Genomic DNA, 13,465 nt, shown 5'->3' on the forward strand with positions numbered 1-13,465 from the left:
AGACCCGATGGCAGAGCAGACGAAGCAGACTCCGACGAGCAAGGGTGCGAGGCGTCCGGCGGCGTCCGGGCCCGACTCCGCGAACGTCACCAGCACCGCGGGGGTGACCTATCGCGAGGCCGAGGCCGGCTACTTCGAGAAGCGCACCCTGCGCCGCTCCGCGGGCGTCTGGGGCCTGTGGGGACTGGCGGTCGCCGCCGTCATCTCCGGTGACTTCTCGGGCTGGAACTTCGGCATCGACTTCGCCGGCTTCGGCGGCATGCTGATCGCCTTCGCCGTCCTCGTGGTGATGTACTACGGCCTCATCTTCTCGATCGGCGAGATGTCCGCCGCGATGCCGCACACCGGCGGCGCCTACTCCTTCGCCCGCTCGGCCATGGGGCCCTGGGGCGGCCTGGTCACGGGGCTCGCCGAGACCATCGAGTACGTGGCCACCACCGCCGTGGTCGTGTTCTTCTCCGCGCAGTACGCGAACGGGGTGACGAGCGAGCTGCTCGGCTTCGACCTCTCCGGTGCGATGTGGATCTGGTGGCTGGTCCTCTACATCGTCTTCGTCGCGCTGAACTCCGCGGGCGCGGCGATCTCGTTCCGCTTCGCCATCGTCGTCTCGATCGTGTCCATCGCGATCCTCCTCGCCTTCTCCGTGATGGCCCTGCTCTCGCCGGCGCTGGACTGGTCGAGCCTGTGGAACATCGCGCCGGACGCCGGTCAGACCGAGTTCCTCCCGCACGGCGTCCTGCCGATCCTCTTCGCGCTGCCGTTCGCCATGTGGTTCTTCCTCGGCATCGAGGAGCTGCCGCTCGCGGCGGAGGAGGCGCACGACCCGGTCCGCGACATCCCCCGTGCCGGCTTCTGGGCCCGCGGCACCCTGATCGTGACCGGCCTGCTCGTGCTCTTCCTCAACACGGCGCTGATCGGCTCCGAGGTGATGGGCGAGTCGACCGAGCCGCTGCTCGACGGCTTCCGCGCGATGGTCGGCGACGGCGCGGCCGCCGTGCTCGCGCTCTTCGCCCTGATCGGGCTGCTCGCCTCGCTGCAGGGCATCATGTTCGCCTACGGGCGCAACATGTACTCGCTCTCCCGGGCCGGCTACTACCCGCGGGTGTTCTCGCTGACGGGTAAGCGCCAGACTCCGTGGATCGCGCTGACCGTGGGGGCCGTGATCGGCTTCGTCGCGCTCGTCGTCGTCGACGTGCTCAGCCGGCTCGACCCGGACAACGCCGGCGCTGTCGCGGGCGCGATCGTGCTCAACATCGCGGTCTGGGGCGCGGTCGTCGCGTACTTCATGCAGATGGTGTCCTTCGTGCTGCTGCGCCGCCGGTTCCCGAACGCGAGCCGCCCGTACCGCAGCCCGTGGGGCCTCCCGGGGGCGGTGATCGCGGCGCTGATCAACGTGCTGATCTTCCTCGGCTTCCTCTTCAACGACGCGTTCCAGCCGGCGATCATCGCGATCGCCGTGGTGTACGTGATCATCCTGATCGGCTTCGCGGTCTGGGGCCGAAAGCGCCTCGTCCTCTCGCCCGAGGAGCGCTACGCGCTGAGCGGCGGACTGCAGGCCGCGCCGAGCATCCCGGAGCCGGACCGCGTCGACTGAGCGCGGGCGGGGCGGGGCGGCGGCACCGTGTCAGGCGCCGCCGCCCCGGCTGTCGTAGGCGCGGTCGAACGCGACGGGGGAGTAGCCGTCGCGCCGGACCGCGAGTGCGAGCGGAACCGCGACGGCGGCGAGGAGAGCGAGGACGATCGCGAGGACGAGGAGCAGGGCGAGCATGGGGCATCCGATCTCGAGGTGATGCTCCGAGAGTGGCCCGGTCCACGCGTCCCTGGTGGCGAGAAGAAGGGCCACTCTGCGCGCCACGGACCTTCAGTGGCCGCTTCATCCGAGGTGGCCTGACCGACGGTGGATCCGTCCACCTGACCGGCGTCCGGCGATCCGTCGAGCAGGAGGCGAGCCGGAGCCTGCGCCGAACGCCGCCGATCCGCCCGGAGCGGAGCCCCGGCGTAGGCTGGCGGCGCAGTTCGCGGACCCCCTGCACCCTTCGGGGCCGCACGACGACAGCGACGGAGCTGACGTGACATCCGCCTCGACCACCCTCCCCGAGAGCACCGACCCTGCGAGCAATGACCCCGTGAGCAACGGCCCGCGGGGCACCGCCCTGCAGGCCCCGCCGGAAGGACCCCCCGTGGACGCCGACACCCGCACCGAGACCGACTCGCTCGGCTCGCTCGACATCCCGGCCGACGCCTACTGGGGCATCCACACCGCCCGGGCGCTCGACAACTTCCAGATCTCCAAGCGCCCGATCTCGATCTACCCCGATCTGGTCCGCGCCCTGGCGACCGTCAAGCTCGCCGCCGCCCGGGCGAACACCGAGATCGGCAGCCTCGCCCCGGCGAAGGCCGAGCTGATCGAGCAGGCCTGCCGCCGGATCATCGACGGCGAGTTCCACGACCAGTTCGTGGTCGGCGTGATCCAGGGCGGCGCGGGCACCTCGACCAACATGAACGCGAACGAGGTCGTCGCCAACGTCGCTCTCGAGATCGCCGGGCGCCCCAAGGGCGACTACGCCTTCCTGCACCCGCTCGACGACGTGAACCGCAGCCAGTCGACGAACGACGTCTACCCGACGTCGATCAAGATCGCGATGACCTGGTCGCTGCGCCGCCTGCTCGACGAGCTCGCCCTGCTCCAGGCCGCGTTCTCGCGGAAGGCCGTCGAGTTCGGCAGCGTCCTCAAGGTCGGCCGCACCCAGCTGCAGGACGCCGTCCCGATGACCCTCGGCCAGGAGTTCCACGGCTTCGCCACCACGCTCGGCGAGGACCACGCGCGCCTCTCGGAGACGATCTGGCTGCTCGCCGAGGTCAACATCGGCGCCACCGCGATCGGCACCGGCATCACCGCCGACCCGCGCTACGGCGCCGCCGCCGTCCGCCACCTCAACGAGCTCACCGACCTCGACCTCGAGATGGCGCAGGACCTCGTGGAGGCCACCAGCGACACCGGCGTCTTCATGTCGTTCTCGAGCGCGCTGAAGCGCTCGGCCATCAAGCTGTCGAAGATCTGCAACGACCTGCGTCTGCTCTCCTCCGGCCCGCAGGCCGGCTTCGGCGAGATCAACCTGCCGTCGCGCCAGGCGGGCTCGAGCATCATGCCCGGCAAGGTGAACCCGGTGATCCCCGAGGTGGTCAACCAGGTCGCCTACTCGGTGGCGGGCGCCGACGTCACCGTGACGATGGCGGCCGAGGCGGGTCAGCTGCAGCTGAACGCGTTCGAGCCCGTCATCGCGCACTCGCTCCTGCAGAGCATCACCTGGATGACCCAGGCCTGCCTCACCCTGCGCATCAACTGCATCGACGGCATCACCGCGAACGTCGACCGGCTCGAGGCGATGGTCGCCTCCTCCGTCGGCGTCGTGACCGCGCTGACCCCGAGCATCGGCTACACCGCGTCGGCGGCGATCGCGAAGGCGGCGCTCGCCACCGGCCGCAACGTCGCCGACCTCGTCGTCGAGGCCGGCCTGATGTCTCGAGAGGAGGTCCTGCGCCTCATCTCGCCCGCCCGCCTCTCCGGCATCGAGGCGATGACCGCGGCCCTCCCGATCATCGAGCCCCCCACGGAGTAGCCCGCCCCGCCCCCTCCGCGAGATGCCACTTGTGCACGCTTTCCTCGGCGTGTCGCGCTTATAAGTGGCATCTCGCGGGGAGCACCTGCGCGCAGCTGCCGAGGAGCATCACCCGGGCGGGTCGCACTCAGTGCTGGTGCGTCGTGGTCCGCATTCCGCGAGATGCCACTTGTGACCGCGTTTCGCGGCGTGTCGCGCTCATAAGTGGCATCTCGCGGCGAGGTGCAGGGCGGCGTAGCTGCGCCAGGGGGCCCAGGGGCGGGCGGCCTCGGCGAGGGCTCGGGGAGTCGAGGGAAGGCCGAGTGCGGCGGCGCCGGCGCGGACCGCGTGGTCGCCGGCCGGCAGGACGTCCGGGTCGCCGGTGATCCGCGCCGCGACGGAGGCGGCCGTCGCCGGCTCGATGCCGTCGACGGCGAGCAGGCGCTCCACCAGGTCCTCGCGGCGGAGGCCCGCGTCCAGGCGCAGAGTGCCGTCGGCCAGGAGGGCCGCGCTCCGCCGGACCGTCTCGACCCGGCGTTCGGAGCCGCGCAGCGCGTCCGCTCCGCTCTCCGCGACCGCGGCGGGGGACGGGAACGCATGCGTGACGCCGCCGGCGGCGAGGCCGGCGGGCAGCGGCTCGCCGAGCGCCGAGACCAGCCGGGTCAGCGCCGTGCGCGCGACCGCAGCCGGCGCACCGAGCCCGATCAGCGCGCGCAGCAGGATCTCGGCCGAGTCGACGGAGCCCGCCAGGCGGATCCCGGGGGTCACGGCGACCAACGGCGCCAGCACCGGATCGGCGCCGAGTGCCTCGTCGATCGCGGCGGAGTCGGCGTCGAGGTCGAGCAGCCGGCGCACCCGCGCGACCAGGGGTCCGACGTCGGCCACCGAGACCAGGGTCGCGGTGCAGCGGAGGGCACCGCCGTCCTGCTCGAGCCGCACGACCGCCGGGCCGCCGGGCAGCGCGAGCGAGCGTGAGTACCGGCCCTGCCCCGCCTCCTCGAGCCCCGGCAGTGCGTCGGCACCGAGGACGGCGAGCACGCCCGGATCGAACGGCGCCCGCACGGCGAGCCGCAGCTCGAGCGTCGTCGCGCCCGCGTGCACGGCCGCCTCCGACCGGCCTCCCCGGGCCGAGGCTCGCAGCGCGCTCGGGCTCCGCTCGTACACCTCCTGGATCGTCGCGTTGAACTGCCGGATGCTCGCGAACCCCGCGGCGAACGCCACCTCCGAGACCGGCAGCTCCGTGCCGGTGAGCAGCAGCCGGGCGGTCTGCGCCCGCTGCGCCCGGGCGAGGGCGAGCGGCGGCGCACCCAGCTCGACGCGCAGGATCCGCCCGAGCTGGCGCGAGCCGTAGCCGAGCCGCCCGGCCAGCCCCTCGACCCCCTCGCGATCGACCACACCGTCGCCGATCAGCCGCATCGCGCGCGCCGCGGTGTCGTCGCGCAGGTTCCACTCCGGCGACCCGGGCACCGCGTCCGGCAGGCAGCGCTTGCAGGCGCGCAGCCCCGCCTCGTGCGCGGCTGCCGCGGTCGGATAGAACCGGACGTTCGCGGGCCGGGGCGTCGTGGCGGGACAGCTCGGCCGGCAGTAGATGCCGGTCGAGTGCACCCCGGTGATGAACCGGCCGTCGAAGCGGGAGTCGCGCGAGGCGACCGCGCGGTAGCGCTCCTCGAACAGCGGATCCTCGATCATGCTCCGAGACTGGCACGCCCCGCGGCCGGAGGATCGCGGGAATCGGACACGGCTCCGCGCGCTGCGCTGCCTCCGACCCGCACGACGAAGCCGCTTCGCGACTCGGCGGTGAGGGGAGGATGCGGCGGCGTCCCTCTTCACGGTGGTGGATCTCGATTCGCCCGCTGGGCGGGCTACTCGATCACCATGGCGGTCCCGCGGCACGCCCCACCCGCACCCCTGTCAAGCGCCGGACCGCGCGCCCGCCGGTGCCCTACTCTCGGAGCCCATGAGCGCCTATCCGCCGCAGGCCCCCGCCCGCCCCTCGATCGTCCCGACGGTGCTGGGCGCGATCGGCGTCGCGCTGCTGGGCGTCCTGCTCCTGCTGGTCCTCGCCTACGTCGTCTCCGGGCTCGGCGCGACCGCGGCCGGGATCTGCGCGGTCGTCGCCCTGGTGCCGCTGCTGATCGTGCTGGCCGGGGTCCGCTGGGTCGACCGCTGGGAGCCCGAAGCGCCGCTCGGCCTCTGGTTCGCCTTCCTCTGGGGAGCGGCCGGCTCGGTGGCCATCTCGCTGCTGGTCGACCTCGGCGTGCAGATCGCGGTCTACGCCTCCGGTGCGCAGCCCAGCGAGTCGGACTTCGTCGGCGCCGTGATCCAGGCGCCGATCGTCGAGGAGTCGGCGAAGGGCCTCGGCGTGCTGCTGATCCTGCTGATCTGGCGCCGCAGCTTCGACGGACCGGTCGACGGCATCGTCTACGCGGCGGTCGTCGCCTCCGGCTTCGCCTTCGTCGAGAACATCCTCTACTTCGGCAGCGCGCTGGTGGAGGGCGGCCTCGGCTCGCTCGCCGTCACGTTCTTCCTCCGCGGCGTGCTGTCGCCCTTCGCGCACGTGCTCTTCACGTCCTGCACCGGTGCGGCCCTCGGGTTCGCGATGAGCCGCCCGCCGGCCGCGCGCCTGCCGATCGCGCTCCTGGGACTCGCCCTCGCGGCGTTCCTGCACGCGCTCTGGAACGGCTCGTCCTTCCTCGTCGCCGACTGGTTCGGCTTCTACGGCGTGGTGCAGGTGCCGCTGTTCGTGGTCGCCGTGGTGGACGTGGCGCTCCTGCGCCGGCAGGAGCGGCGGGTCACGCTCGAGCGACTCGGCGACTATGCGGCTGCCGGCTGGCTCTCGCCGACCGAGGTGCGGATGATCGGCACCGCCGAGGGTCGTCGCACCGCCGCCCGCTGGGCCCGGGTGGCCGGGGGCGACCGGCCCCGGGCGATGCGCGGCTTCATCCGCTCCGCGACGAGGCTCGCGCACGTGCGCCAGCAGCAGCTCGCCGGCCGCGGCGGTCGAGCGGCCGCCGTCGACGAGCGCGTGCTGCTCGACGAGCTCGTCGCCCGCCGCGCGGCGCTCACCGGCGGCTGAGCGGTCCGGACCGAGGGATCAGCGGGCCGCGGGGTCCGCGAGAGGACAGGAGCAGGACATGGCGCCCACCATCCAGGTCGCGACCGGCGACGGCAGGACGCTCGTCGTCCACGACAGCGGCGACGAGGGGCGGCCGCTGCTCTGGCAGCACGGCTCCCCGCAGACCGGCGCCCTGCTCGCCCCGGTGCTCGAGGCCGCCCGCGCGCGCGGACTCCGTCTCCTCTCCTACGCCCGCCCCGGCTACGGCGGTTCGACCGCGCGGCCGGGCCGCGACGTCGCCTCCGCGGCGGAGGACGTCCGCGCCGTGCTCGACGCGCTGGGCCTCGACCGGATCCTCACCGCGGGCGCCTCGGGCGGCGGCCCGCACGCCCTGGCCTGCGCCGCACTGCTCGGCGACAGGGTCGACGGCGTCGCCGTCCTCGCCTCACCCGCCCCGGACGACGGCGACCCCGTCTGGTTCGACGGCATGGCCGCTCCGGGCGGCCTCGCGTCGGCGCGCGACGGCCGCGAGGCGCGCGCCCGCTTCGCCGAGACCGACGAGTTCGACCCCGAGTCGTTCGTGGCGGCCGACTACGCGGCCCTCGAGGAGGAGTGGGCGGCCCTCGGCGAGGACGTCGCGCGCTCGGAGCAGTGGGGTGACGGCGGCCTGATCGACGACGACGTCGCCTTCGCCGCGCCGTGGGGAGTCGACCTCGCGGCGATCCGCTGCCCGGTCGTCCTCGTCCAGGGCGGCCTCGACCGCGTGATCCCGGCGCACCACGCCCGACGGCTCCGGGCGCTGCTCCCGACCGCCCGGCTGATCGAGCACCCCGGCGACGGCCACGTCTCGGTGCTGCGCCGGCTGCCCGAGGCGCTCGGCCGCCTGATCGCCGTCCGCTGACGCCGCCCTCAGCTGACGCCGCTCTCCGCAGGCGAGCGCGCTGATCAGCGCGGCTGCACCGCCGCGACCTCCGCGACAGGCGCCGCCTCGACGCCGCGCCCCTCCGCGAGGCGACGCCGCAGATCGACGACGGCGACGACCCCCGAGGCGAGAGCGAGGACCGCCACGGCCGGCGCGACCAGGTCGATCGCCGCCTCCAGCCCGAGCGCCGTCGCCACGGCCCCGGCCGCGACGGCCGTGATCGCCTGGACCAGATAGCTCAGGAGGTACACGGCCGAGATCATCGAGCCGCGGTGCTCGGCCGGAGCCGCCTGCCCGACCAGCGCGAGCCCGCCGGAGAAGCTGAGCGAGTAGCCGACGCCGCCGACGATCATGAAGGCGACGAACAGCACGAGCGAGCCGCTGGCCGCCGTCCACTCCATCAGCGCGAGCCCGGCGATCGCGACCACGGCGCCGACGATGATCGCGAGGTGCGCGTGCACGCGCTGGATCGCCAGGGCGGTGAGCCCGATCACGATCGACGACAGCGCCAGCACCGAGCCGATCACGAGCAGGTCGGTCGTGCCGGTCAGCTCCCGGGCCATCTGGGCGCCGAGGGAGAGCACGAGGGCGCCGACCGCGTAGGCGACCGAGACGGCGAGGGTCGCGCCGGCGTACGCCCGTCGGAGGCCGACCGGCACGGAGGGGAGATGCGGCCGCCAGCGGGCGCCCGCGACCGGGCGGTCGTCGCGGCCGAGCGCCAGCAGGACGAGGGTGACCGCCCCGACCAGCGCCAGGACCCAGTAGCTCAGCTGCAGCGGCAGCGGCGCGTACTGGGCGAGCGCGCCCGAGAGCAGCAGCGAGAGGGTGAGCCCCGCGGCGGTCGACACGGTCGTGAGCGAGGAGGGCAGGCGCGGGTTCGCGGACACGTTGTCGTCCACGAGGGAGGCGCTCGCCGCGCTGAGCGCCAGCGCGGTCCCGATGCCCTGCATCGCCCGGCCGACGTAGAGGAGCGCGACGCCGTCCGCGAGCGAGAACACGACCGCCGAGACCGCGATCAGCGCGATGCCCAGCAGCATCGTCCGCCGCCGCCCGATCGCGTCGGACAGTCCGCCGACCAGGAGCAGCGCGAGCAGCAGCGCGACCGGGTAGGCGCCGAAGACGGAGGTGATGACGACGGGGGAGAGGCCCCACTCCTGGGCGTAGCTCGGGTAGAGCACGGAGGGGGCGCCGCTGGACCAGAGGCAGAGCGCCAGCACGAGCGTCGAGACCCAGAAGGCGCCTCGCCGCCCGAAGCGCACGGGAGGGCGGACGAGGGTGCTGGGAGTCGGCATGGAGGTCACGCTAGTGCCCTGGCTTGGAATGTCCAAGCGAGGTCGAGCCGGGTTAGTCTCGGTGAGTGCCCACCGCCCGCAGCCCCGTCGACGTCGACGACGACCGGGCCGAGCGCTGCTCGGTCGCCCGGTCGCTCGAACTGCTCGGCGAGCGCTGGAGCCTCCTGATCGTCCGCGAGGCGCTGCGCGGGGCGAGCACCTACTCGGAGTTCCGCGAGCGGCTCGGGGTGCCGAGCGACGTGCTCTCGGCGCGGCTGCGGACCCTGACCGAGGCGGGCGTCTTCGAGAAGGTGCCCTACCGGCCGGAGGGCTCGCGGGAGCGCTCGCGCTACGAGCTGACCGAGCAGGGCCGTGCGCTCAAGCTCGTCCTCGTCGCGCTCGCCCAGTGGGGCGACGAGAACCGCCCGGCCCCGCACGGCGCGGCCTCGCTCGCCTCCGATGCGGACTCGGGCGAGCGTCTCGAGCTCGCCTTCGTCGACCCGGAGGGGCGTCGGTCGTCGATCGACCGCGTCCGGATCGTGCCGGGCCCTGCCGCGCGCACGACCTGGGAGAGTCTCTGAGCCGAGGTCGGCGGACCCGAGGCCGGCGCCTCCCGCGGGAGACGGCCGACCTTGAGTCCGAGCGGCCTCAGTCGGCGCGCAGAACCCGGCGCTCGCCGGCGGTCACCGCGACGCCGAGGCGGTTCTGCGCGGGCGGCAGCGGGCAGTTGTAGTGCGGCGAGAAGCCGCACGGCGGGATGTAGGCGCGATTGAAGTCGAGCAGCACCGGGCCGGGCGTCCCGGCGTCGGCCGCTCCGCCCAGACGCTGCACCACGAGGAACCGGCCGACCGGGTAGCTCTTCAGCTCCGGGTCGTCACTGCGGTTGGTCGGGTCGCCGAACGGGACGAGCAGTGTGCCGCCGTCGTCGAACGCGGCGACCGTGTACTCGTGCGCCCGCCCGTCGTCGACGAGCGAGAAGGTGATGTCGCCGGGCACGACGAGGTCGCGCGTCGCCCCGTTGTCGCGGAGGTGCTCGAACGGGATGGTGCGCGCGTCGTCGACCGGCTCGAACCAGGCCTCGAGCACCCAGGCGGCGTCGAAGGGGAAGGTCTCGATCGCGTCGAACGAGCGGATGCCCTCGGAGGCCGCGTCCCAGACGCGGTAGCCGTACTCCTCCTCGCCGGTGTCCAGGCTCGCGCGGCGCATGCGCGTGAGGGTCGCGGTCGGCCCGTAGCCGGCCAGCGCGGCCTCGTCGTCGACGCGCTCGCCCGGCTCGAGCCAGCGGGTCTCGACCAGGGCGAGGTCGCCGCGCGGGCCGGTGACCCGCTCGGCACGGCGCGCGAGCCACGACTCCCAGCCGGCGCGGGCCGACTCGGTGGTGTCGATCGAGGCGCGGGAGGGGGCGGTGACAGTGCTGCTCGTCGAAGGCATGCACCGTGCAACGCGGGGGCGGCCGCTTCTCTTCCCGAGCGGGCCCGACGAGATCGGCGCCGGAGAACGCCCGTTAAAGACCTCGACGCCCTGCGGCAGCGGCAGGGCCGGCTGCTCTGACGGGGCGTCGAGCTCTTCTTGGAGGACAGCATGCGCCTCTCGGCGGCCGCCCGCAAGAGGGCGGCGCCGTTCGCCCACGGCGAGGCGCGAGAAGCCCCGTCGCGCCGGTCGGCGCCCGAGCGGTCGTTAGACTGGACCGCCTGTTTTCGACGGTCCCCGGAGCGCAACCGCCTCCCGCCCGAGACCGCGGAACCGGCACGGAAGGGCGCACGATGACGGACAGCGACACGATCCTCGAGTCCGAGCTCTCGCGTGAGCGCGCGTACGTGGCGGGGCTCTACGCCCGCCTCGACGAGCTGATCGCGCAGTCCAGGGAGGCGCTCGACTCGGTCCGGATCGAGAGCGTCGGGGGCAACCACCAGAGCCGGTCCGAGCGCGACGCGTTCGCGCGCCTCTACGAGGACCGCATCCGCTCGCTCTCGGGCGCCGACGACCGGCTCGCCTTCGGCCGGCTCACCCTCGCCGACGCCGAGACGGAGCACCGCTACATCGGCCGCATCGGCCTCCGCGACGACGAGCAGGACACCCTGCTGCTCGACTGGCGCGCTCCCCAGTCGGCCGCCTTCTACCAGGCCACCGCCGCCCGCCCGATGGGCACCCGCGCCCGCCGGCACCTGACCCTCCGCGGCCGCGAGGTGATCCGCTTCGAGGACGAGGTCTTCGACGAGGAGCTGCTCCGCGAGGGCACGGCGCTCCAGGGCGAGGGCGCCCTGATGGCGGCTCTCGGCGCCCAGCGCACCGGGCGGATGCACGACATCGTCGCGACCATCCAGAGCGAGCAGGACCGCATCATCCGCTCCGAGCTGCGCGGCGTGCTCGTCGTGCAGGGCGGCCCCGGCACGGGCAAGACCGCCGTGGCGCTTCACCGCGCCGCCTACCTCCTCTACTCGCACCGCGACCGCATCGCCTCCTCCGGGGTGCTCGTCGTCGGGCCGTCGCGCTCCTTCCTGCGCTACATCGAGGCGGTGCTGCCCTCCCTCGGCGAGACCGGCGTCGTGCTCTCCACCCTCGGCCAGCTCTACCCGGGTCTCGACCTGATCGAGGAGGACCGCCCGGCGGTCGCCCGGGTCAAGGGCTCCGCGCGGATGGCCGAGCTGCTCAAGCGCGCCGTCCGCTCGCGCCAGGCCGTGCCGGCCGAGACGCTGGTCCTCGACGTCAACGGCGAGAAGCTGCGGCTCGAGCCGCACGAGGTGGAGCGGGCGATCACCCGCGCCCGCGACTCCCGCAAGCCGCACAACGAGGCCCGCGTCACCTTCGTCAAGGCGATGATCACGCAGCTGACCCGCCAGCTCGCCGACCAGCTGCGCAGCCACGGCAACACGGTCGACGAGGCCGACGAGGCCGTCCTCCGCGAGGACGTCCGCACCGCGTACGACGTCCGCGTCGCCCTCAACACCGCGTGGATCCCGCTCACCCCGGAGAAGCTGCTGCAGGACCTCTACGCCCGGCCGAACTGGTTCGCCTCGCTCACCCCGCGCTGGACTCCCGAGCAGCGCGCCCTGCTGCGCCGCGACCGCGACGCCGCCTTCACCGTCTCCGACGTGCCGCTGCTCGACGAGGCGGCCGAGCTCCTCGGCGCCTACGACGACCACGCCGACGCGCAGAAGAAGGCCGAGAAGGAGCAGCGCCGCCGGGACGTCGAGAACGCCGAGGCCGCGATCCGCAACATGGGCGTCGACGGGATGGTCAACGCCAAGGACCTCGCGGCGGGCTTCGCCGAGCGCACCAGCGTCGGCACCACCGCCGAGCGCGCGGCGGCCGACCGCTCCTGGACCTACGGCCACGTCGTGGTCGACGAGGCGCAGGAGCTCTCGCCGATGCAGTGGCGGGTGCTGCTGCGCCGCTGCCCGATGCGCTCCTTCACCATCGTCGGCGACGTCGCCCAGGCGTCCGGAGCCTCGGCCGCGTCCAGCTGGGACGCCGCGCTCCGCGACACCTTCGGCCGCCAGGGCCGCGACGGCGAGGCGGCTCCGTGGCGCCTCGAGGAGCTGACCGTCAACTACCGCACGCCCGCGCAGATCGTCGCCTACGCCGAGCGCACCGCACGCGAGAACGGACTCGAGATCACCCCGGGCGAGGCGGTGCGCTCCACGGAGTGGCCGGTCCGCACCGTGCGCGACCGCGGCGACGCCGTGCTCGCCGACCGGGTGCTCGCCGTCGTCCTGGAGGACCGCGCGATCGGGGACGGCACGCTCGCCGTGATCGCGCCCGACGACGAGCTCGACGCGATCACCGCGCGGCTGGAGCAGGAGCTCGGCCGCGAGGTCGGCCGCGGCTCCCGCGGTCTCGACCGGCCGGTCGCCGTGCTCTCGACGGCCGACGCGAAGGGGCTCGAGTTCGACTCCGTCGTGATCGCCCGGCCGCGGCTGATCGCGGCGGAGGAGCGCGGCGCCGCCTCGCTGTACGTCGCGATGACCCGGCCGACGCAGCGCCTCACCCTGGTGGAGTGAGCCGGTCCGGAGTGGAGGCCGGCAGGGATCGAGCGTCCAGGGCGGCCCTCCTAGGATGGAGAGCATGAGCAGCGAGAACCTGACCAAGCCCGAGCTCGACGCCCCCGACGGCCCGGCCCCCGACACCCTCGTCGTCGAGGACCTCGTCATCGGCGACGGCGCCGAGGCCCAGCCCGGCTCCACCGTCGACGTGCACTACCTCGGCGTCGAGTACGACACCGGCGAGGAGTTCGACTCCTCCTGGAGCCGCAACCAGTCGATCAACTTCCCCCTCAACAACCTCATCCGCGCCTGGCAGCAGGGCATCCCCGGCATGAAGGTCGGCGGCCGCCGCAAGCTGATCTGCCCGCCTGCCCTCGCCTACGGCCCCGCCGGCGGAGGCCACCCCCTCTCCGGCAAGACCCTCATCTTCGTGATCGACCTCCTCGGCACCAAGTAAGCCGTACGTCGCCGCATACGGGTCGAGCAGCCCCGAAGGGGCGTCTCGATTCATGCTGGTCGAGTAGCTCGAAGGGGCGTCTCGATTCATGCTGGTCGAGTAGCCCCGAAGGGGCGTCTCGATTCATGCTGGTCGAGTAGCTCGAAGGGGCGTCTCGATTCATGCTGGTCGAGTAGCC

Annotated in this window: 11 protein-coding genes; 7 read left to right on the forward strand and 4 right to left on the reverse strand. The window is 73.6% G+C overall.

Translation table 11 applies throughout. The features are described 5' to 3' along the window. Positions 1-7: 7 nt before the first annotated feature. Positions 8-1,594, forward strand: a complete 1,587-nt coding sequence (locus tag MT351_RS12835; protein WP_243582362.1) for an amino acid permease — start codon at positions 8-10, stop codon at positions 1,592-1,594. Positions 1,595-1,624: 30 nt separating this feature from the next. On the opposite strand, the gene MT351_RS12840 is transcribed toward MT351_RS12835, so the two are convergent. Next, positions 1,625-1,768 (reverse strand): hypothetical protein, encoded by a 144-nt coding sequence (locus MT351_RS12840; protein ID WP_243582363.1) that lies wholly within the window; start codon positions 1,766-1,768, stop codon positions 1,625-1,627. A 412-nt stretch (positions 1,769-2,180) separates the two neighbouring features. Between MT351_RS12840 and MT351_RS12845 the strand changes: the two genes are divergently transcribed. Then, positions 2,181-3,620, forward strand: coding sequence for an aspartate ammonia-lyase (locus MT351_RS12845; protein ID WP_243582364.1), 1,440 nt, complete (start codon positions 2,181-2,183; stop codon positions 3,618-3,620). Positions 3,621-3,818: 198 nt separating this feature from the next. Here the strand turns inward: MT351_RS12845 and MT351_RS12850 are convergent, their stop codons facing one another. After that, entirely contained in the window at positions 3,819-5,288 is a 1,470-nt protein-coding gene (locus MT351_RS12850) for an Ada metal-binding domain-containing protein (protein WP_243582365.1), read from the reverse strand. Between the two features lie 268 nt (positions 5,289-5,556). Here MT351_RS12850 and MT351_RS12855 point away from each other — a divergent pair, with 268 nt between their 5' ends. Continuing rightward, on the forward strand, positions 5,557-6,675 hold the full coding sequence (locus MT351_RS12855) for a PrsW family intramembrane metalloprotease (protein WP_243582366.1): 1,119 nt from the start codon (positions 5,557-5,559) through the stop codon (positions 6,673-6,675). A gap of 58 nt (positions 6,676-6,733) precedes the next feature. Further along, complete coding sequence (locus MT351_RS12860; RefSeq protein WP_243582367.1) at positions 6,734-7,555, forward strand: alpha/beta fold hydrolase; 822 nt, start codon at positions 6,734-6,736, stop codon at positions 7,553-7,555. Between the two features lie 44 nt (positions 7,556-7,599). On the opposite strand, the gene MT351_RS12865 is transcribed toward MT351_RS12860, so the two are convergent. Then, positions 7,600-8,868: an MFS transporter gene (locus tag MT351_RS12865; RefSeq protein ID WP_243582368.1), complete on the reverse strand. Its 1,269-nt coding sequence runs from the start codon at positions 8,866-8,868 to the stop codon at positions 7,600-7,602. Positions 8,869-8,933: 65 nt separating this feature from the next. Here MT351_RS12865 and MT351_RS12870 point away from each other — a divergent pair, with 65 nt between their 5' ends. Next, positions 8,934-9,428 (forward strand): helix-turn-helix domain-containing protein, encoded by a 495-nt coding sequence (locus tag MT351_RS12870; protein ID WP_123737216.1) that lies wholly within the window; start codon positions 8,934-8,936, stop codon positions 9,426-9,428. Between the two features lie 67 nt (positions 9,429-9,495). On the opposite strand, the gene MT351_RS12875 is transcribed toward MT351_RS12870, so the two are convergent. After that, complete coding sequence (locus MT351_RS12875) at positions 9,496-10,278, reverse strand: DUF1684 domain-containing protein (RefSeq protein ID WP_123737215.1); 783 nt, start codon at positions 10,276-10,278, stop codon at positions 9,496-9,498. 332 nt (positions 10,279-10,610) lie between these two features. On the opposite strand from MT351_RS12875, the gene MT351_RS12880 reads away from it, so the two are divergent. Continuing rightward, positions 10,611-12,848, forward strand: a complete 2,238-nt coding sequence (locus MT351_RS12880; RefSeq protein ID WP_123737214.1) for a UvrD-helicase domain-containing protein — start codon at positions 10,611-10,613, stop codon at positions 12,846-12,848. A gap of 64 nt (positions 12,849-12,912) precedes the next feature. Continuing rightward, on the forward strand, positions 12,913-13,287 hold the full coding sequence (locus MT351_RS12885) for an FKBP-type peptidyl-prolyl cis-trans isomerase (protein WP_123447904.1): 375 nt from the start codon (positions 12,913-12,915) through the stop codon (positions 13,285-13,287). The last annotated feature ends 178 nt before the right edge of the window (positions 13,288-13,465 follow it).

This window comes from Rathayibacter sp. VKM Ac-2926 (assembly GCF_022815565.1).
Classification (GTDB): Bacteria; Actinomycetota; Actinomycetes; order Actinomycetales; family Microbacteriaceae; genus Rathayibacter; species Rathayibacter festucae.